This is a genomic window from Nostoc sp. (genome assembly GCF_036917315.1).
Classification (GTDB): Bacteria; Cyanobacteriota; Cyanobacteriia; order Cyanobacteriales; family Nostocaceae; genus Nostoc.
This window is the reverse complement of the sequence record NZ_JBALDR010000039.1, coordinates 48591-68653: the sequence shown is the minus strand read 5'-3', so window position 1 is coordinate 68653 and position 20063 is coordinate 48591. Positions and strand designations below refer to the sequence as shown.

At 42.8% G+C, this 20063-nt stretch carries 17 protein-coding genes; 11 read left to right on the top strand and 6 right to left on the bottom strand.

What is annotated here, in order from left to right; all coding sequences use genetic code 11:
- Window positions 1-35: 35 nt before the first annotated feature.
- Complete coding sequence (locus V7K84_RS17415; RefSeq protein WP_334839831.1) at window positions 36-722, bottom strand: hypothetical protein; 687 nt, start codon at window positions 720-722, stop codon at window positions 36-38.
- Between the two features lie 305 nt (window positions 723-1027).
- Between V7K84_RS17415 and V7K84_RS17410 the strand changes: the two genes are divergently transcribed.
- Window positions 1028-2380, top strand: coding sequence for an IS4 family transposase (locus tag V7K84_RS17410; RefSeq protein WP_334839829.1), 1353 nt, complete (start codon window positions 1028-1030; stop codon window positions 2378-2380).
- 445 nt (window positions 2381-2825) lie between these two features.
- Here V7K84_RS17410 and V7K84_RS17405 read toward each other — a convergent pair whose 3' ends face one another.
- Window positions 2826-2978, bottom strand: coding sequence for a hypothetical protein (locus V7K84_RS17405; protein ID WP_334839828.1), 153 nt, complete (start codon window positions 2976-2978; stop codon window positions 2826-2828).
- Window positions 2979-3433: 455 nt separating this feature from the next.
- Between V7K84_RS17405 and V7K84_RS17400 the strand changes: the two genes are divergently transcribed.
- From V7K84_RS17400 to V7K84_RS17370, 7 genes are all read left to right on the top strand, one after another.
- On the top strand, window positions 3434-4849 hold the full coding sequence (locus V7K84_RS17400) for a nicotinate phosphoribosyltransferase (protein WP_334839827.1): 1416 nt from the start codon (window positions 3434-3436) through the stop codon (window positions 4847-4849).
- 45 nt (window positions 4850-4894) lie between these two features.
- Window positions 4895-5494: a nicotinate-nucleotide adenylyltransferase gene (locus tag V7K84_RS17395; RefSeq protein WP_334839826.1), complete on the top strand. Its 600-nt coding sequence runs from the start codon at window positions 4895-4897 to the stop codon at window positions 5492-5494.
- A complete protein-coding gene (locus V7K84_RS17390) occupies window positions 5455-6201 on the top strand; it encodes an NUDIX hydrolase (protein WP_334839824.1) in 747 nt (248 codons plus the stop codon). Before V7K84_RS17395 ends, V7K84_RS17390 begins: the two co-directional genes overlap by 40 nt.
- A 235-nt stretch (window positions 6202-6436) precedes the next feature.
- Window positions 6437-8155: an NAD+ synthase gene (locus V7K84_RS17385; RefSeq protein WP_334839822.1), complete on the top strand. Its 1719-nt coding sequence runs from the start codon at window positions 6437-6439 to the stop codon at window positions 8153-8155.
- A gap of 535 nt (window positions 8156-8690) precedes the next feature.
- Window positions 8691-8909 (top strand): hypothetical protein, encoded by a 219-nt coding sequence (locus V7K84_RS17380; RefSeq protein WP_334839820.1) that lies wholly within the window; start codon window positions 8691-8693, stop codon window positions 8907-8909.
- Complete coding sequence (locus V7K84_RS17375) at window positions 8902-9318, top strand: retroviral-like aspartic protease (RefSeq protein WP_334839818.1); 417 nt, start codon at window positions 8902-8904, stop codon at window positions 9316-9318. Before V7K84_RS17380 ends, V7K84_RS17375 begins: the two co-directional genes overlap by 8 nt.
- Before the next feature lie 508 nt (window positions 9319-9826).
- Window positions 9827-10720: a peptidoglycan-binding domain-containing protein gene (locus V7K84_RS17370; RefSeq protein WP_334839816.1), complete on the top strand. Its 894-nt coding sequence runs from the start codon at window positions 9827-9829 to the stop codon at window positions 10718-10720.
- Between the two features lie 93 nt (window positions 10721-10813).
- On the opposite strand, the gene hemJ is transcribed toward V7K84_RS17370, so the two are convergent.
- From hemJ to psbQ, 4 genes are all read right to left on the bottom strand, one after another.
- On the bottom strand, window positions 10814-11395 hold the full coding sequence (gene hemJ, locus V7K84_RS17365) for a protoporphyrinogen oxidase HemJ (RefSeq protein ID WP_099103163.1): 582 nt from the start codon (window positions 11393-11395) through the stop codon (window positions 10814-10816).
- A gap of 240 nt (window positions 11396-11635) precedes the next feature.
- A complete protein-coding gene (locus V7K84_RS17360; RefSeq protein WP_334839813.1) occupies window positions 11636-12487 on the bottom strand; it encodes an alpha/beta fold hydrolase in 852 nt (283 codons plus the stop codon).
- Window positions 12488-12683: 196 nt separating this feature from the next.
- Window positions 12684-13787, bottom strand: a complete 1104-nt coding sequence (locus V7K84_RS17355) for an NAD(P)/FAD-dependent oxidoreductase (RefSeq protein WP_334839811.1) — start codon at window positions 13785-13787, stop codon at window positions 12684-12686.
- Window positions 13788-13882: 95 nt separating this feature from the next.
- On the bottom strand, window positions 13883-14338 hold the full coding sequence (gene psbQ, locus V7K84_RS17350) for a photosystem II protein PsbQ (RefSeq protein WP_334839810.1): 456 nt from the start codon (window positions 14336-14338) through the stop codon (window positions 13883-13885).
- A gap of 510 nt (window positions 14339-14848) precedes the next feature.
- Here psbQ and V7K84_RS17345 point away from each other — a divergent pair.
- From V7K84_RS17345 to V7K84_RS17335, 3 genes are all read left to right on the top strand, one after another.
- Window positions 14849-15277 carry a hypothetical protein gene (locus V7K84_RS17345; protein WP_193946922.1) on the top strand — a complete coding sequence of 143 codons (429 nt, stop codon included), beginning with the start codon at window positions 14849-14851 and terminating at the stop codon, window positions 15275-15277.
- Between the two features lie 170 nt (window positions 15278-15447).
- Window positions 15448-16623 (top strand): hypothetical protein, encoded by a 1176-nt coding sequence (locus V7K84_RS17340; RefSeq protein WP_334839808.1) that lies wholly within the window; start codon window positions 15448-15450, stop codon window positions 16621-16623.
- A gap of 344 nt (window positions 16624-16967) precedes the next feature.
- On the top strand, window positions 16968-19988 hold the full coding sequence (locus V7K84_RS17335) for a tetratricopeptide repeat protein (protein WP_334839807.1): 3021 nt from the start codon (window positions 16968-16970) through the stop codon (window positions 19986-19988).
- Window positions 19989-20063 lie beyond the last annotated feature (75 nt).

The following is a 20063-nucleotide window of genomic DNA, read 5'->3' as shown; positions in this document are numbered from 1 at the left end:
TATAGATTCAAGCATTCAAGACAATTTTTTTGTCTCTACGGATTGTTGAGCGAGGAGTCAGATGTCGCTCGACGAAGCCAAGCGACAAATGGAAGTCCCAGTAAAAAAAATAGAGAACTATTTGGCTCCGGAACTGAAGTAGTGGAAATGGGTGTCACAGTAATATTATCAAGCCCCATAGGATTAGAGCAACACGTTGCTGCCGGGTTAGTTAGAGAGATTGTCAGGCTGTCGATTAAATAATTCGAGTTCGAGTTGACCACAGTTTGAAAATTACCAAAAGTGTTTGGAACCGTACCTTCAAAAGAAAATACTGGCGTTGAATTCAACAATCCCGTTATTACATATGGGATTGGTGTCACGCTGGAGTAAAGATCGACCGAGTTGAATTTAAACGTGGAGTCATCGTTTGTAATTTGAATTGTTGCAGCCAGAGGGTTCTGACCAGCCTCATTCGTAAACTCTATGAAGGGAGCCGGATTCCCGTATGAGTCAATTGCAACCCAAGGGCCAGAAACTACCGAAGTTGTAAAACCAGATTCAGTATAGGTTGATAGTGTCCCTACAGATGCTTTCTCAAACGTAATCGTCGTAGCAGATGCCGTTTGATGTACTCCGAGCAGCAGTCCAAGTAAAGTAACCAAGTGTGCAGCAGGAGCTATCGGTACCAAAAATTTAAAAGTCAAGGCAAAATCACTTTTCCAAAAATAAATCTTATTCATTTTTCCCTCTAAATATAAAGATAAATAAAATTAATGCAACTAACGGTACAACAAATCTTTACGGCTGGGCGATCTCTCATTGAGTGAAATGGTATAAGATGCGATCGCTTTGAGTAGTTTGCCAACTTAAAATTGCTCTGACTTTTGACAGTATCTGGAAAACCTCACTTCCATTCCTCTCTCCTCTAAAAGGCTATTCATTACCCGGATCTTTCTTAACAAACAGACAAAATACTTAAAATTAGACCGAAACGGTTTATAGGTATAGTTTTGAGAGAAAGTATAGTTGCGGGTGATGGTGCATCATGCAAAAATGGGCAGAGTCAGAATTGCAACAAGCAGACTTAGGGGATGCGAGGAGAAACAAGCGGTTAGTACGTATTGTAGAAGATTTGGCAGCCCAGCCAGCCAGTAGCGTACCACAAGCTTGTGGAGACATAGCGGCGACAAGTGCAGCGTATGATTTTTGGAATTCACCGTATTTTCAGCCATCAGATATCCGTAATGCCCACATCAAAAGCACAATAGAAAGAGTTAAAGACCATGATGTAATATTGGCAATTCAAGACACAACAAATATAGATTTAACAGACCATCCAGCAACCAGTGGTCTTGGTTATCTCGACCATAGAAAATCATCAGGATTAAAGGTACATTCAACATTTGCAGCAACAATTAATGGAGTCCCACTGGGAATTATTAATCAACAAGTTTGGGCCAGAGAACCCGAAAATCTAGGAATTGCAAAAAAACGTCGTCAAAGGGAAACACAAGACAAAGAAAGTCAACGCTGGTTAGATGGATTATCAGCAACACAAACATTGATCCCAAAAGAGATTCAAGTAGTGACAATCGGCGATTCCGAGGCAGATATATTTGACTTATTCAGCCTCAAACGCCCAGAAAATTCACATTTACTAATTCGCGGTACTCACAATCGCAAAGTAGACCACGCTAGCAAATATCTACACCTTGCCATCAGACAAACAGAACCATGCGGTAGACTGGCGGTTGAAGTTAAACGTAGTCCAGAGCATAGTGCTAGAAGCGCGAATTTAACAATTCGGTTTACAAGTTTCGATATCCAAGTACCATTACATCACATTGGGCGTTCGCAGATAAAATCCGTAAAATTACAAGTGATTTTGGCACTTGAGGAAAACCCACCATCAGGCATTAATCCAATTAGTTGGTTGTTAATTACTAGCCTGAAGATTAATGGTTTAGAAGATGCGGCACGTTACGTGAAATGGTACACATATCGTTGGTTGATTGAACGCTATCACTATGCCTTAAAAAGTGGCTGTGGAATTGAAAAATTACAACTGGAAACTGCTCGTCGTATAAATATGGCATTGGCAACTTTTTCCATCGTGGCATGGCGTTTATTATGGCTGACTTATGAAGCACGAGTTAATCCTGAGTTGCCATGTGACACTATTTTAGAAAAAAGTGAATGGCAATCTTTATGCGCCACTATTAATCAAAATCCTATTCCACCTGACACACCACCATCTTTACACCAAGCAGTACGGATGATTGCCCGTCTTGGTGGCTTTTTAGGTCGCAAAGGCGATGGTGAACCTGGAGTGAAAACCATTTGGTGTGGATTGCGGCGATTACACGACATTGCTGCTACCTGGGAACTTCTCCACTGAGATTCTCCAGATGATGTTTGTCGTTAACGATTGCCTCCGGCACGCTACGCGATCGCACATCTTTTGTCTCTAAAGTCAATCATTCTGCCGTTGTTTAATTCTGTCATCCTTTCACAGTCTGCCTTACAACAATGTTAAGAAAGATCCGGGTAATGGATAGAAAAGGGGAGAGGCTTTGAAATTTTCCTCCTTCCCGCGTCGGGAAAGGTGGGCAAAAATCAATCAAACTATGTTAAGCAATGTAAAACTAATAAAATTGGTTTATAGTAAGCGGCTCCAGCCATATTTTCAGAGCTAGAGCCGCTTACTATAAACCTTAAACCTTTAATTATTCACGCCCACTTCACTTACTTAGAACTCCAGTTTGATTAATTAAACCTTTTTATGATAAAAGCTTTGCTGGACAATGATTTTAGTCTCAGTATGCTTATCATTATTCAATAATTTACCAATTATCATCTGTACGTTCATCGTAAGGCTCACCTGTAAAAGGTTGTACGCCTGTAGCAGGATAAGCGTCATCATTAGGGCCAAAAATCCGCATTGCAGCTTCAGAAATATACTGGGTTATGTTCGCAATGATTTTGGAAATATCCATAATATTTGGACTCCTTCTTTTTGAGTCGCTTTAATGGTGATGCCTATACTCTAATCCTAATATTCAAGCCTTGCTCATATTCTCAATATATTGAGAATATATGCAATGTTTATTCAGATAACTTCGCAATACTTTAGCTTGTCAAAAAATCAAACTTTTCCCTTCGATTCTAATTGTAACATAGTTGTTTCTTTCAACCCATTTGGGAAAATAGCGAAGCAAAACAAACTTTCTCTGACAGGATCTTATTTTCCTTGATTAGCCACTCGCTCTAATTAACATTATTACGCGCTATCACTATTAAAATATATTAAGTATTTGATGAAGTTAGTATTAAGCTACCGATAAATATACTGTTCTACGGCAATCTCAGACAATATACTTCTAGGGAGTTGACATTATTTATGGTAAATATTACCATAAATAAAAGAAGCATCTTGTAAGGAAGCTCTTGCATGACAACTTTGCCAGATTTGGACTATGTATATAAACAGCAAAGCCAGCAGAACCAGGAACTAAACCTTTCTGCCGATGACTACAGCTTGCTGACCGACCTTTACCAGTTAACAATGGCAGCTTGTTACACAGGCGAAGGTATAGAACAACGACGGGCAAGCTTTGAATTGTCTGTCAGAAGATTGCCCGAGGGTTTTGGTTATTTGATTGCAATGGGGCTAACGCAAGCATTGGAATATTTAGCCAAAATCCGCTTTAGTTCCGCGCAAATTGCGGCATTACAGGCAACAGGAATTTTTGCTCACGCAGGCGATCGCTTTTGGTCACTTTTAGCTGAGGGAAAGTTTACGGGTGACGTTTGGGCAGTACCAGAAGGGACAGCTGTGTTTGCCAATCAACCACTGTTGCGGGTGGAAGCACCTCTTTGGCAAGCGCAGCTAGTGGAAACTTACCTCTTAAATACGATTAATTACCAGACTTTGATTGCCACAAAAGCAGCCCGGTTGCGGGATATTGCGGGGGAATCAGCAACACTTTTAGAATTTGGCACCAGACGAGCATTTAGTCCCCAAGGGTCTTTGTGGGCGGCGCGGGCGGCGTTGGCGGGTGGGTTAGATTCCACTTCCAATGTGTTAGCAGCGCTACAACTGGGACAAAAGCCAAGTGGTACGATGGCACACGCCTTGGTGATGGCATTGTCAGCAATAGAAGGCACTGAAGAACAAGCTTTTAGTGCATTTCATCGCTATTTTCCGGGCGCGCCATTGCTGATTGATACTTACGATACCATTGCTGCTGCCCAGCGCTTGGCCGAAAAAGTAAATTCCGGGGAAATGCAACTAACAGGAGTGCGATTGGACTCAGGAGATTTAGTTACCTTATCAAAACAGGTGCGATCGCTCCTTCCTGGTGTGCCAATTTTTGCTAGTGGTGACTTGGATGAGTGGGAAATTGCTAGATTAAAAGCTGCTGGGGCGCAAATTGATGGTTACGGACTGGGAACGCGATTAGTTACAGGTTCGCCTGTCAATGGAGTTTATAAACTTGTAGACATTGATGGCATCCCAGTGATGAAGCAGTCTAGTGGTAAAGTTACTTATCCAGGACGCAAGCAGATTTTTCGCTCGTTTGCGGGAGGTAACGTAAAAGCCGACAGGTTGGGACTCTTAGGTGAAAGTTTTCTGGAAGAAGAACCTTTGTTGCAGTTAGTAGTGCAAGAGGGTGAACGGATACAGCCGTTGGAATCGTTGGCAACAATTCGTCAACGTACCGCTGCCTCAGTTGCCAGTTTGCCAGAGGAAACACGGCGTTTGGATCATCCGGTGGCTGTAGAAGTGGAAATTTCTGCTGCACTGCAACAGTTGACAGAGGAAACGAAGAAACGAACCGCAGAGGCGCTGAGTACACAGAGGTAAAAGTACTTTTTCACCGACTTACTTAATTACGAATTACGAATTAGTATGAAAATTGCTTTGTTTGGTACTAGTGCCGATCCACCAACTGCGGGACATCAAAAAATTCTGAGTTGGTTGTCTGAGCGTTATGATTGGGTAGCTGTTTGGGCAGCGGATAATCCATTTAAGTCCCATCAAACACCCTTAGAACATCGGGCGGCAATGTTGCGACTGTTGATTGCGGATATAGACGCGCCACGGCATAATATTGCTTTGGAACAAGAATTAAGTAGCTTCAGAACGCTGGAAACAGTTGAAAAAGCGAAGCTTACTTGGGGTGAAGACGCTGAATTAACTTTGATCGTTGGTTCAGATTTACTCACTCAGCTACCACGTTGGTATCGCATTGAAGATTTGTTACAGGAAGTGCAACTACTGATTGTACCGCGACCCGGATATGCAATAGATGAATCTAGTTCAGAGGTAGTGCAAAAGCTGGGAGGGAAAATTGCGATCGCTAGTCTGACCGGTCTAGATGTTTCCTCAACAGCGTACCGCGAACATGGAGATCCCCAAGCCCTCACAGCCCCTGTAGTTGCCTATATTAATCGAGAGCATTTGTACGAATGCCAGGACGTTCACAAAAAAAGATTTCAACTTCGTTAAACCAACAACCTTTGGCCGATTTCAAGGTTGGTGTTGATAATGTAATTTTTTCTGTAGATACTGTACAAAATCGGCTGTTAGTTCTACTCGTAATGCGACAGCAAGAACCATTTTTAAATCATTGGAGTCTTCCTGGTACTTTGGTACGTCCAGGAGAGTCTTTAGAAGATGCCGCCTATCGCATTATGGCAGAGAAAATTAAGGTCAACAACCTCTATTTAGAACAGCTGTATACATTTGGCGGGCCGAATCGCGATCCACGGGAAGCAACTGATAGTTATGGTGTGCGTTATCTATCAGTTAGTTACTTTGCCCTAGTGCGATTTGAAGAAGCCGAATTAATTGCCGATCGCATGACAGGTATAGCTTGGTATCCGGTAAAACAAGTGCCGCAATTAGCTTTTGACCATAACGAAATTCTGGCCTATGGGCACAGGCGATTGCGAAATAAATTAGAGTATAGCCCAGTGGCTTTTGAAGTCTTGCCAGAAATGTTTACCTTGAATGATTTATATCAGTTATACACCACAGTTTTAGGTGATAACTTTTCCGATTATTCTAATTTTCGGGCGCGTCTACTCAAGTTAGGTTTTTTATGCGATACCGGAATTAAGGTATCACGAGGTGCTGGTCGTCCAGCTAGTTTGTATAAGTTTGACGCTGAAGCTTTTGCTCCCTTAAAAGATAAACCTTTGGTGTTTATTTAATCAATCACTTGAACGTAAGTTCGATGAACCTCTCCCTCCCAGCCTCCCTTTCCGTTTCGGAGAGGGAGGAGCAACGAAAAATTAATTCAGCTTTTTGCTCCCCTCTGGGCGGCGGAGAGGGGCTGGGGGAGAGGTCAAATAAGACTTGTCAAACTCACGTTACTTTGCAGAGTCCAAAGTCCTGAGTAACTTATTTTGACTCTTGACAAATGACCAATGACTAATAACAAATAATATGAAAATTGCGATCGCTCAAATTAATCCTACTATCGGTGATTTGCTTTTAAATGCCCAAAAAATCCTGGAGGCGGCACAACGAGCAGCATCTAGCGGTGCGCGTTTGTTGCTGACACCAGAACTTTCTTTGTGCGGCTATCCACCAAGAGATTTATTACTAAATCCTAGTTTTGTGGAAGCGATGGGCATCACTTTACAAAACTTGGCTCAGGATTTACCACCAAATTTAGCTGTGTTGGTAGGAACTGTTGAACCGAATATCCAAGCAGATATTAGTGGCGGGAAAAGTTTATTTAACAGTATGGCTTTGTTAGAAAATGGCAAGGTTAAGCAAGTTTTTCACAAGCGACTTTTACCTACTTACGATGTCTTTGACGAACGCCGTTATTTTGAAGAAGGCTTGCAAGCTAATTATTTTATTCTCGATGATATCCATATTGGCGTAACTATTTGCGAAGATTTATGGAACGATGAGGAATTTTGGGGCAAACGTAGTTATACAGTGAATCCGATTGCTGACTTAGCAATTTTGGGTGTAGATTTAATTGTAAATTTGTCTGCTTCGCCCTACACGGCTGGTAAGCAACAGTTTCGCGAAACTATGCTCAGGCATAGTGCAATACGTTTTCAACAACCGATGATTTACGCTAATCAGGTTGGCGGAAATGATGACCTAATTTTTGATGGGCGGAGTTTTGCCTTAAATCGTCAAGGTGAAATTATGTGTCGCGCTCGTGGTTTTGACACTGATTTATTAGTAGTAGAATTTGATGAAACACAGCGTGATTTGCAGTTGGGTTCTGTAGCACCTGTGTATGAATCGGAAGATGAAGAAATTTGGCAAGCGTTAGTTTTGGGAGTGCGAGATTACGCCCGGAAGTGTCGCTTTTCTAAAGTAGTATTGGGTTTAAGTGGCGGGATTGACTCGGCAATAGTAGCTGCGATCGCCACGGCTGCACTTGGTAAAGAAAATGTCCTCGGTGTTCTCATGCCTTCCCCTTACAGTTCGGAGCATTCCATCAGTGATGCTTTGGCATTAGCCGAAAATTTGGGGATTAAGACTAATCTTTTAGCAATTGGCGAATTAATGCAAGGCTTCGATCGAACGTTAGGTGATTTGTTTGCAGGTACTGAGTTTGGACTGGCTGAGGAGAATATCCAATCTCGGATTCGCGGTAACTTATTAATGGCGATCGCTAATAAATTTGGCTATCTGCTTTTATCTACTGGTAACAAGTCAGAAATGGCAGTTGGTTACTGTACTCTCTACGGCGATATGAATGGCGGGTTAGCAGTGATTGCAGATGTTCCTAAAACCCGCGTGTATTCACTTTGCCATTGGTTAAATCGCAATAATGAAATCATCCCGCAAAACGTTTTGACTAAAGCACCCAGCGCCGAACTCAAACCAGGCCAAGTGGATCGAGACTCTCTACCGCCTTACGAAGTTTTGGACGATATTTTGCAACGCCTGATTCACAACCACCAATCAGCAGCACAAATTGTTGCAGCCGGTCACGATGCGGTAATTGTAGATAGAGTAATTCAAATGGTGGCGCGGGCTGAATTTAAACGGCGACAAGCACCCCCAGGTTTAAAAATCACCGATCGCGCCTTTGGAACCGGTTGGCGAATGCCAATTGCTAGTAATTGGGTCGGTGTCAAAAACGCTTACCAGACTAAAACTACAGCTACATCTAACCTTAGTTTGTTGTGATGGACAAGATGCACATCTACAAATCAAGTAATTAGTTATCAAACCTCTTCTTACTTTGAACTTTTATTAAAGTCTGTCCCTCCCCAAGAGAGCTACGGTGTACACACAAGTCTTCTAGAGTTGCGCCACAGGCTTTTGATCCCCCCAACCCCCCTTAAAAAGAGGGGCAAAAAGCTCTTAAAGTCCCCCTTTTTAAGGGGGATTTAGGGGGATCTAGGACGATTTTGGTTTTCTAGAAAGATGTGTGTACACCGTAGCCCCAAGAGAGAGGGGAGCTAGACATTCAATTCCCCTTCTCCTTTGGGAGAAGGGCTTAGGGGATGAGGGCGTGATGGATTTGCAAAACGCCTGTCTGATATAGTTTTCGGCTTAAGTTGATTGACACGTATGCAGCTTGCCATACCACTTTGTGGAAGCAAGCTACGCGCAGCGTCTCGTAGAGAAGTGCGGTCTACGCCAACGCCACAAACTTTGTAACCACCTTATAGTAGTCGTAAAAATATAAAAAGTATTTAGTCGTTATCTTCAACTTGATATGAACGTAGCAGATTTATTTCCAACCTTGCACAACCTATCTCGTGCAGATAAACTCAAGATCATGCAGTTTTTAGTTCAAGAACTGGCGACTGAAGAAGAAACATTGTCGTTACAGCCAGGAGTCACTTATCATGTGTGGTCTCCCTATAATTCTCATGAAGCTGCTAATAAACTAGCCGCACTGTTAGAAGAAGACAGACAGGTAAACGATGCTTAATTCACAAAGATTTCCCTTCGTTGAAAGTCGTGATGTGTTCGGGGATATCGATGCAGTACCAATATTACCTCTGACGTTAAGCTACAAAAATTCTGTCGTCAACGTTTCAGGTTTATTGGATACTGGAGCTAGTATTAATGTTTTACCTTACAGTCTGGGTATTCAGTTAGGGGTGTCTTGGGAAGAATTAACAACCTCAGTGCAACTGGCTGGAAACCTTGCACCAGTTGAAGCAAAAGGATTAATTCTATCTGCTCAAATAGCCAGCTTTGCACCAGTTCGATTGGTATTTGCTTGGAGTCTCACGGATGACGTGCCGTTACTTTTAGGACGCATGAATTTTTTCTTAGAATTTGATGTCTGTTTTTATCGTTCGCAGATGGCGTTTGAACTGTCTTCTAAGTCGTAGATCCGATCGCTTCACCTCAAAGCTTCATCATTCCACCTCTGAACTTGAAAATTGCACCTTTTAACACCAATTATCAAGTTAAAAGAGCGATCGCTTGACCTTGAATCCTCGAAGTTGAGCCTTTTATCCTCGCAGTTGCACCTTTTATCCTCAAAGTTGAGCCTTTTATCCTCGAAGTTGCACCTTTTATCCTCGAAGTTGAGCCTTTTATCCTCGAAGTTGAGCCTTTTATCCTCGAAGTTGCGTCTTTTATCCTCGAAGTTGCACCTTTTATCCTCATCATTCTACTTTTGAACTGAAAGCTTGCATCTCAGAATACAAATTGTCGAGTTAAAAGGGCGTAGGCATAGCCCGTCAGAGACATTGCTCTATCTCAAAACGTCACCAATAGTCTAGTTTTACTCATCTAAGATGACATCATATTTGAGCTTAGAGTATAGTTTTAGACGACATCAGTTTTAAAAATGATGTTTATACTTAGAACTCAGTAAATGAAAGCAGGCGCATAATGAAACTACAAGATTTCTTGGGAAAAGATGAGAAATGGTCGTTTGATGCGATCGCAGAAGATGCAGACTTGGCTCGTCAGATTCAGGTATTGTTAATCGGCTTAGGTTTGCTGGAACCTCCAGCTGATGGTAAATTTGGCCCTGTTTCTGCGATCGCTATTAAAAAATTTCAAGAATTAATAAAGACTGAAGAGAGTGGCTTTTTAGGAGCAGTCACAGCCAAGAAACTAATTGAAACCAAAATAGACGATCTTCCTAAACCCCCTTTAAAACTAGGGAATGACATCGCTAGTAAGATTGTGAAATATATGTTAGCCAAAGGTTATCAGGTATTTACCAATCCCAAAGAATACAACATTGTTTATGTAGAGGGTATCAATGGAGACTGGACTCTCAACAGTGATACACCCAATCAATTTAACGATCGCCGCATTGTCATTGAAGTAGTAAATGGTATTCCCAAAATCGTAGATCACTGGGAAGCTACTACAGAACCAGGGAAGTACTACACTTATAAACCGATGAATCCCAAAGGAGCAGCTAGGATTCAGTTTGGGCAATACAAAGCTTGGGCTGTTGGTACTCATGGCACAGCCGAGCCTCACGAAGCATTAGTGCAAGTTGGAGATATAACAGTTTGTAGAGATTTCAACCAAGATTTTAAACGGACTGGCGACAAACTTGATACAGGTGATAATTTTTATGTGAATCAACATTACGGCTTTGATTTTCCCCAAAATGATATTCGCCTTGCTAGTGCAGGTTGTTTAGTGGGACGTAGCCGTGAGGGACATAGAGAGTTTATGGCAATTATTAAACAAGACCGACGTTATGTCGCTAATCGCAAATATGTTTTCTACAGTACCGTAATTCCTGGGGATGATTTACTGTAAACGTTTCCAGGATGAGGGAATGGTTAATTGGTAGCATTTCTTGTTGTGATGCAAGGTTTAGTAAGGTAGCACAACTGTGCTACCTTACTTTGTCTAACTTTGTTCTTGTGGTTGCCCTATCTGTGCAGTCAATTTCTCTTTATCTTGCCTGCGTTTTTTGGCATAAAGTTGAATAGTGACTGCCATCAAAATAATCATGGCAAAAATTGCCCAAGCCGCTATATCTGTAGGGAGATTATTCTTAAACACAGCCAGCAACACGATCGCTACTAACATAACTGTAGGCGCTTCATTTAAAGCCCGTAATTGCTGACCACTCCAGCCACACTCATCTACTGCTAATTTCTTCATCAGCCGAGCGCAGTAATGATGATAGCCAATTAAAATCGCCACAAACAGCAGTTTGATATGCAACCATCCCTCTTTTAAAACGTCCGGTTCAGTGCTTACTAAACCGATAGCCATTGCGATCGTCACAAACATTCCTGGGTTAGTGATGATAGAGTAAAGGCGCTTTTCCATAATTTGATACTGATTTTTCAGTATCGTTCGTGCTGGTTCAGGTTCTTCGTTAGCTTCAACGTGATAGATAAAAAGACGTACTAAGTAAAATAAACCAGCGAACCAAACTACAAATCCGACAATATGAAAAGCTTTAAACCATGAATAAGCCATGAATCATAATCTCCTTTACTTCTGGTTGAGATCCATTTTTAATGGTAATAAAAAGGAGTCAGAATTCATAATTTTCCAACCGAGAAAGGATGAAGTCTTAATAATAAAGAATCTTTCAAGTTAGCTGCTTCATCTTCTATTTAGTAGTGATTTAGAATCCTCGACTGATTGATTCTGAATTCTGACTCCTGAATTCTGACATTCATTTTTATAATATCGATTTTTGCCAGAGCTATATTGTCAATGAGCATCTTTACGACGCACAAAGGGTAAAAGGTCTTGCAAAATCGTCTCGTGGTAGTGTTCTTGAGGATAATGTCCGACGTTATTAAGTTTTATTAATTCAGTATTTGGTACGGAATTGGTAAAGGTTTCGGCAATGTCTACAGGTAGCCAAGGGTCAATCATACCCCATTGAATCAGAATTGGTTGTTGCCATTCTTTAAAGCCAGTTTGTATTTCTGTCATGGCTGAATCAAGCTGTAAATTGCGAATACTTGCTAAGAGACTTCGACCAGATGAAGAAGCTGTTAAAAATGGTTTTCGATAAACATCTAAGTCTTTATCTCCTATGCGATAACGGCTTCCGCCTTCTAGCGTCCGATCGACTAATAAGGGGTCTTGGGTCATGACTTCACCTGCTAAAGGTAAACCCATTTGTTTAATTTTCCAGGGTAATTTAGCAGCAGTTGAAATTGGTGTATTTAAAATAGCTAAATTAGCAATTTGTTCTGGATGACGCAAAGCATATTGTAGTCCTACAGAACCTAAAAAACCTTGGACAACTAAAGAAAAATGTTCAAGTTCTAAAGCTTTGATAAATCCTTCTAAAGCTGTGATAAAAGCATCGGGAGTGTAAGCAAAATCTCGTTTTTCTGGTTTGGCAGAAAAGCCGTAACCAATCCAATCAGGAGCGATCGCTCTTGTCCCCTGATTCGCCAACGCAGGTATAATATGACGCCAACTGTAACTTTGTGAAACTAAGCCGTGTAGCAACACCACAGGCGCTAAGTCACTTCTGCCGATTGGTAAAGATTCCCGATAAAACCATTCCAGTGAATCTACATTGATTTTATGTTCTGTTATTGACACGTTATTTTCCTATATTGGGCATCCCTTCGGCTTACTTCGACTACGCTCAGTACAAGTCGCTCAGGGCAAGTGGGAATTGGGAATTGGGTATGGGGCATTGTTTGTTATTCTTCTCTTGCTCCTCTGCTCCTCTGCTCCTCTGCTCCTCTGCTCCTCTGCTCCTCTGCTCCTCTGCTCCTCTGCCTCCCCTGCTCCCTCATCCCCCCATTCCCTGAGAAATAATCATCTCACGAATCGCATAAGCTGTAGCGGGCGCTAGTAAAACGCCGTTGCGATAGTGTCCGGTAGCTAGGAGGACGTTACTAAACCCTGGCAACTTACCAATAACTGGGGCTGGGCGGCCTTCAGGGCGGGGACGTAACCCCGACCAAGTGCGGAGAATAGTTGCTGTGGCTAATTCTGGACAAAATGCGATCGCTTGTTCTCTAACAGATTCCAGCAGTTCTTGATTTGGCGGTATCTCATCGCCATTGCTAGGAAATTCCACAGTTGCACCTACCCAATAATCTCCACCGCCCACAGGAACAATATGGACATCGTTACCCGTTATCGCTGGCTGGAAGTCGGGATTACCTAATGGATGCCCCACACGCATTTGCAACGCTTGCCCAAGTACGGGGCAGATATCAATTATCTGATTTAATTTTGCTGTTAGCGGTGTTGAACCTAACCCTGCTGCAATTACAAACCAATCAGCGGTTATTTTTCCTTCTGTAGTCTCTAGTTGATTGCAAAATTCAGGTGTTGAGGTTGGGGCATCCAAAACAGTTACGCCAAATTTGAAAGTTACACCATTTTGCTGGGCAGCCTCAACTAAAGCTAATGTCAGGGCAGTTGGATCGATCTGGCGATCTTGGGGAGAATAGATAGCGTTAGTAATTTTTTCTTGGTCAACTTGAGGACAGATATTCTGGAGTTTAGCCGTGTCCCAAATTTCTAAATCCCAGCCTTGAGAATGGCGAACTTCTACTAGTTTTTCCCATGCTGACATCCCCTCTAGCGAGGAATCAGATAAAAGCATGAGAATTCCCTGACGATTAAAAGGGATTTTGCGACCTGTTAAAGCTTCTAGTTCAGGAATCAAGGTTTCATAGCGTTGGATGCTGGTTTGTCGCATCTGCCAAGCTTTACCTTTGATTTTTTGGCTGATTACGCCCATCAAAACGCCAAGTGCAGCGCCCGTGGAAGCTTGTGCTGGTGGTTGGCGATCGCAAACTGTAATTTTCAGCCCTTTTACTAGACTCAGTTCGTAAGCGATCGCAGCCCCGACTACACCACAACCGATAATAACTACATTCATAACTTGTGTTTCAAGTGAGGAGTTAGAAGTGAGAAGTTAAAAATTCCTAACTCCTAACTCCTAACTCCTAACTCTTAACTCCTAACTCCTAATTCCTAACTCTCTTCTGTTTTCGGAAGCAGGTCGAGGAATTTGTCAATCTCTGCGAAAGCAGCTTGGGATTCATTCAAGGCAACTAGAGGATTGCTAGCACTAGTAGCTTTATCGAGTTTAACCAGGTCTTTAAAAAAATCTCGCGTTATTTGACGTGCTTTGGGTTGGTCTTTGGGTAGAAGGTTAGGAGTGACATAAGTCAGATTCAGCTTTGCTTCTGTTATCGGGCCATGTATAAAGTTACGCACATTGATCCAATCACCTTTTTTAATCAGAGTTGTCAATTCTTCAGAGCGATCGCGCACAGCCTGAATTTCAGGAACATAAGCCTGAATTTTTTCAAGTTGTACTGCTGTGTAAGTCGGAGGTGCTACCGCAACACCAGGGCCACCACAACTAATCAGGAATGTGGCCAATAGTACTAGGAAAAATGAAAAAATCGAGCGTTGACGCACCATATATTCAACTTAATTGCTTTTGGTTTACCGATTCACAGTGTCATTTTAGATCGCTAGCGCAGTTAATCGTTCTTGTCAGCCAAGGATTTTGCAGAAAATCTTGAGATTTTCTCTAAAGAGCAGAGTTCCATCTGCTTTTGAGTAATTTTTAAGTACAATTACTTAATAGGTGTTTGTCAGTCCCAACAAGAAGCGATTTTTGGTTTCTGTTAGTAACTGAACGTGAGTTCGATGAACCTCTCCCTCCCAGCCTCCCTTTCAGTTTCGGAGAGGGAGGAGCAAGGAAAAATTCAGCTTTTTGCTCCCCTCTCCGTGTCGGAGAGGGGCTGGGGGAGAGGTCAAATAAAACTTGTCGAACTCACGTTAACTGATATTGTTAGGGAAATATGATTTAGAGTTGCTAAATCTCAAAGGTCTTGATAAGCTGAAACACCAATAATATAAGCCTTCTGGCGGTTTTTCTGTCTTCACATCCCGGAAGATGCCGACGCGATATAGGAGTGTTTTTTAGTGAACGCAGCTGAACAGGCAACGAACCTTGAACTCGCCAGCAACATTGCCACGGTAGTTAATTTGTTCAAATTCGAGTTTCCTGATGCCAAATCCGATCTAAAACCCTGGAAAAATGACCCGGAGACTAGGGAGTTAGTCGATCCAGATTCTATAGATATTGGCTTTCACTTTCCTGGTATCAGCAAATCTTGGCGAAGTCGTAGTATTTTAATTCAAATCCGATTTTATCAAGATCCCATCAATAATTCCCGGCGTGCGATCGGCGTGGAGGTGGCTGGATTCGATCATCGCGGCGAAGCGTGGCGACTTTCAACGGTAGAAAACTGGAGTGTTGTCGGCGCATCTTCGCCTTCTGATGAAATTGAGGATAAGCTCAAACAGATTTGCCGACAGATTTTAGAAGTATTTAATAAAGCAAGTGAATGAAGCAGGCAGGAGGCAGTGTTTCGACTACGCTCAACAACCAGGCAGGTGGTCGCCGAGCGCAGCCGAGGTGAGGCAGGAGGAAACCTCTCCCATGTTCGCGAAGCACCTTGTAGAGAGCATCTTGCAATTTTTAATTAATAATTTTTTATTTTTAATTGGAGCCAAGCGACTTGACCACCGTAATATTTGTACATGGCACGGGCATTAGGGAACGAGAATACAACGAAACTTTTCAGATAATTGAGCAAAAGATTCACGCCCAACGTCCTGATATCAAAGTTTCTCCCTGCCTTTGGGGTGTATTAGGTGCAAAGTTCAATGATAATCGGGCATCAGTACCCTTGGAGAATGCGACACTGGCTTTATCTCAAGGAGAAGAAGACGCAGATATTGTATTGTGGGGGCAATTATACCGCGACCCTCTGTATGAATTGCGGCTGTTGTCTTTGAAAGCGATTGAGGCAGGAAATCCTTTTGGGGAAGAACCAGGGGATGTTTTACAATCTCGTGTAGCGAGTCTCACTCCGGCATCTCAACTGCAAGCTAAGTTGCAAGAGGCGGGAGTTGCAGAGGTATTTGAGCCAGCACGAGAGGCGGTTATCCACAGTGAACCGTATCATCAGGCGTTGCTCACAGTTTCCGAATCTGATTTGAGTGAATATTATGCACCAATAGCTAGAGCAGTTGTGGCTCAAGCAATGTTTATTAGCGAACAGCAAGAAAAATTTCCCCCCATACTCACCGATGCCCAATTGCGCGATAAAGTTGTGGAATTGCTGACTCTGGCTTTGGGAGAGGCGGAGTTGGGATTGGGTGGCTGGTTATTAAAGCCACTTGTTGAATTAGCACAGCACGGCGGAACAAATTATGTCAGAGGAAACCGCCTTGAGTTAACTGATAAAATTTCGCCTATGCCTGGTGATATTTTGTTGTATCAGACGCGGGGTGAAAAAATCAGGGCGTTTATCCAGGAACAGATTGCCCAAGCAGAACCGCCAGTGGTTTTAATCGCTCATAGTTTGGGAGGTATCGCTTGTGTAGATTTGCTAGTGCAGCAGCAGTTGTCTCAGGTGGAATTATTGGTAACAGTTGGTTCCCAAGCACCATTTTTATATGAGATTAACGCTCTCTACAGCTTAGAATATGGGCAGTTATTGCCAGAGCATTTCCCGCAATGGTTGAATATCTACGATTTACGGGATTTTCTCAGTTACGTGGGTAATAGAATTTTCCCTGAGCGAGTGCAGGATGTGCGAGTGGATAGCAGACAACCGTTTCCCCGTTCCCACGGTGCTTATTGGACAAATGCCAAAACCTGGGAGGCGATTATTTCGAGGTTGCCATAATGGTTTACTTTTTACGGTATCTAGAAAAACCCACTCCAAACCTCTCCCCTAAAAGGAGAGAGGCTTTAAATTTTCCCCCTTTCCTACTAAGGAAGGGTGTTCAGGACTGTTTTCAAACTGGAAGATCCCCCCTAACCCCCCTTAAAAAGGGGGGAAAAGAAACTCTAAAAGCTTCCTTAACCCCTCTTGTAAAGGGGAGAAAAGAAACTCTAAAAGCCCCCCTTTTTAAGGGGGGTTGGGGGGATCTCCAAAGACTCAGGTGCTTCAAGAAATGTTTGAAAACACGCCCTAATGGGTTAGGTCATTTTCCCCATAACGTGAGAGGCTAGGTCATCATGCAGTTGATGGCTAAACCTGAGCGGACATTTGGGTTAATTGTAGGTATTGAAAAGTACCACGAAACTGCTTGGAACGTCCCAGGTGGGGGGCCAGCCGATGACGCACTGAAATTTGCTCATTGGCTGCATCTGCACGGTGTACCGAAAGAAAATATCCGGTTATGTTTATCAGCGCTGGAAGAAAATCATCAGTTAATTGGGGAATGTGGCTTAACTGTAGAGTTAGCAACAGAGCAAAATATCTCCGACATTGTGACTAACTTTTTATCCCCAAAGTCGGGGGATTTACTCTACATTTTTTGGGCGGGACATGGTTTGATTACCTCAGAACGAGAGCGTCGGTTGCTTTGTGCTGACGCTAATAAACAGAATTGGCAGAATTTAGATTTAAATTCTTTATTAGTTTTGTTGGGTTCCGATAAATTTCAGATTCGTAATCATATTTGTATTATTGATGCCTGTGCCAATTATTTTTCAGAGTTTAAGGGAAGACCAACTAACTTAGGTGGGAAAGCTTTTTTGAGTGGACAGCCAAGGACAGATAGTCAACAATTTGTCTTACTGGCTACGCGAGAAGGAGAAAAAGCTCAGGTAAATTCTGAAACTAAAACAGGATACTTTTCTCAAGCTGTGCGGGAGGCTTTAGAGCAAGCATCTACTGAGATTTTTCCGCCGAATATGAAAATAATTGCGGAACAAGTTAAACAGCGTTTGGAGCAATTAAACAAAAACCAAGCTCCCATCTATTTATATAAGCAAAATTGGGATGGAGATAGAGAAGAGTATCGTGTAGGAACGCTCACTTCACCACAAAATCTTCCCCGCAGTGGCGTTAAAAAGTTTGTCGGACGAGAACAAGCACTTGCAACCCTACACCAACAGTTGCAGCAAACGCAACGAGTCGCCATTACTACTGTTGCTGGCATGGGTGGTATCGGCAAAAGTGAACTAGCGCTGCAATATGCTCAACATCATTGGCAAGAAGCCACATACCCAGGCGGGGTTTGCTGGTTGCGGGTGAGGGATGAAGATTTGGGAACTCAGATTGTGGCGTTTGCTAGAGCCAAGTTAGGTTTGCAGCTACCAGAGGATGAAGATTTACCAACTCAGATTAATTACATCTGGCGGCAATGGCAAGCAGGCGATGTGCTGTTAGTATTCGATGATGTTAGTCAATATGAGCAGGTAAAACCCTACCTACCGCCAACTGAGCCAAGGTTTAAAATACTGATCACCACACGGCAACAGTGGTTGGGGCAGTCTTTTGAGCGGTTATGCTTAGAGGTGTTAGAGCAAGTAGCTGCTTTGGAATTGTTAGTTTCCTTTGTTGGGGATGAGCGGATACAAAGGGAACTAGACGAAGCAAAACAACTCTGTGCTGATTTAGGATTTTTGCCTTTAGGTTTAGAGTTAGTAGCACGATATTTGCAAAAGAAACCGGATATATCTCTAGCTAAAATGCGGCAAAGATTAGCAGATAAGCTGCTAACACATCGTTCAATGCAAGAGCCATCGGCAGAAATGACAGCACAACTAGGAGTTGTTGCTGCTTTTGAATTAAGTTGGCAGGAACTAGATAAGCAAGCCCAAAAATTGGGGTGTTTGCTCAGTATTTTTGCTCTAGCTCCCATTCCTTGGTATTTAGTGGAAAGGTGTTTACCCAACCAAGACTCAGAAGATTTAGAAGATGTTAGAGATGATTACCTAGTGAATCTGAGTTTACTTCAGCGCACTGGAGAAGAAACTTACCAACTGCATCAGCTGATTCGAGTATTTCTGAGTGACAAGTTAGAAGAGTTAGCTGAAGCAGATGAACTCAAGCGCGGCTTTTGTCAAGCAATGGTAGCCGTAGCAAAAGATATTCCTCAGACACCCACATTGATAGATATTGCTAAAGTAACTCTTGCCATCCCTCACCTTGCGGAAACTGCGACAGTTTACGAAGCTTGGTTAAGCGATGATGATTTAATCTGGCCTTTTGTAGGGTTGGCTAGATTTTACCAAGGACAAGGAGCCTACGCGCAAGCCTTACCTTGGCGTGAACAACATTTATCTGCTGCTAGAGAGCGTTTCGGAGATGAACACCCAGATGTGGCAACTAGCCTGAACAATTTGGCAACACTCTACTATTCACAGGGAAAGTACAGCGATGCCGAACCTTTGTACATCCAAGCTTTGACAATAACAAAACGCCTGCTGGGAGATGAACACTCCTCTGTGGCAGCTAACCTGAACAATTTAGCACAACTCTACAAATCACAGGGAAGGTACAGCGATGCCGAACCTTTGTACATCCAAGCTTCGGAGATGTATAAACGCTTGCTGGGGGATAAACACCCAGATGTGGCAACTAGCCTAAACAATTTGGCAGAACTCTACTGTTTACAAGGAAGGTACAGCGATGCCGAACCTTTGTATATCCAAGCTTCGGCGATGTATAAACGCCTGCTGGGGGATGAACACCCCTCTGTGGCAATTAGCCTGAACAATTTAGCACAACTCTACAAATCACAGGGAAGGTACAGCGATGCCGAACCTTTGTACATCCAAGCTTTGACAATAACAAAACATCTGCTGGGCGATGAACACCTCTCTGTGGCAACTAGCCTGAACAATTTGGCAGGACTCTACTATTCACAGCGAAGGTACAGTGATGCCGAACCTTTGTTAATCCAAGCTTTGGCGATGAGAAAACGCCTTCTGGGGGATGAACACCCGAATGTGGCAACTAGCCTGAACAATTTAGCACAACTCTACAAATCACAGGGAAGGTACAGCGATGCCGAACCTTTGTTAATCCAAGCTTTGACAATAACAAAACGTCTGCTGGGGGATGAACACCCAGATATGGCAACTAACTTGAACAATTTGGCAGGACTCTACTATTCACAGCGAAGGTACAGCGATACCGAACCTTTGTTAATCCAAGCTTTGGAGATTGCTGAAAAACGGTTGGGGGGAAATCATCCCAATACAATAAACTACCGTGAAAATCTGGAAGAGTTGCGGCGGAATCGTCAGCCTTGATTCAAGAGAATGGTTGCTTTTGTCTGGCGTTGGTTTCGGTAATTTCGGTAATCTGTATCGGCTGCATTACCCGCC

Bases quoted from the DNA above. Each gene is read 5' to 3' on its own strand.
- hemJ (WP_099103163.1), bottom strand. From the start codon at position 11,395: ATGGCTTATTCATGGTTTAAAGCTTTTCATATTGTCGGATTTGTAGTT.
- V7K84_RS17405 (WP_334839828.1), bottom strand. From the start codon at position 2,978: ATGGATATTTCCAAAATCATTGCGAACATAACCCAGTATATTTCTGAA.
- V7K84_RS17355 (WP_334839811.1), bottom strand. From the start codon at position 13,787: ATGAATGTAGTTATTATCGGTTGTGGTGTAGTCGGGGCTGCGATCGCT.
- V7K84_RS17395 (WP_334839826.1), top strand. From the start codon at position 4,895: ATGAAAATTGCTTTGTTTGGTACTAGTGCCGATCCACCAACTGCGGGA.
- V7K84_RS17410 (WP_334839829.1), top strand. From the start codon at position 1,028: ATGCAAAAATGGGCAGAGTCAGAATTGCAACAAGCAGACTTAGGGGAT.
- psbQ (WP_334839810.1), bottom strand. From the start codon at position 14,338: ATGGTGCGTCAACGCTCGATTTTTTCATTTTTCCTAGTACTATTGGCC.
- V7K84_RS17390 (WP_334839824.1), top strand. From the start codon at position 5,455: ATGCCAGGACGTTCACAAAAAAAGATTTCAACTTCGTTAAACCAACAA.
- V7K84_RS17380 (WP_334839820.1), top strand. From the start codon at position 8,691: ATGAACGTAGCAGATTTATTTCCAACCTTGCACAACCTATCTCGTGCA.
- V7K84_RS17375 (WP_334839818.1), top strand. From the start codon at position 8,902: ATGCTTAATTCACAAAGATTTCCCTTCGTTGAAAGTCGTGATGTGTTC.
- V7K84_RS17400 (WP_334839827.1), top strand. From the start codon at position 3,434: ATGACAACTTTGCCAGATTTGGACTATGTATATAAACAGCAAAGCCAG.
- V7K84_RS17385 (WP_334839822.1), top strand. From the start codon at position 6,437: ATGAAAATTGCGATCGCTCAAATTAATCCTACTATCGGTGATTTGCTT.
- V7K84_RS17370 (WP_334839816.1), top strand. From the start codon at position 9,827: ATGAAACTACAAGATTTCTTGGGAAAAGATGAGAAATGGTCGTTTGAT.
- V7K84_RS17335 (WP_334839807.1), top strand. From the start codon at position 16,968: ATGGCTAAACCTGAGCGGACATTTGGGTTAATTGTAGGTATTGAAAAG.
- V7K84_RS17415 (WP_334839831.1), bottom strand. From the start codon at position 722: ATGAATAAGATTTATTTTTGGAAAAGTGATTTTGCCTTGACTTTTAAA.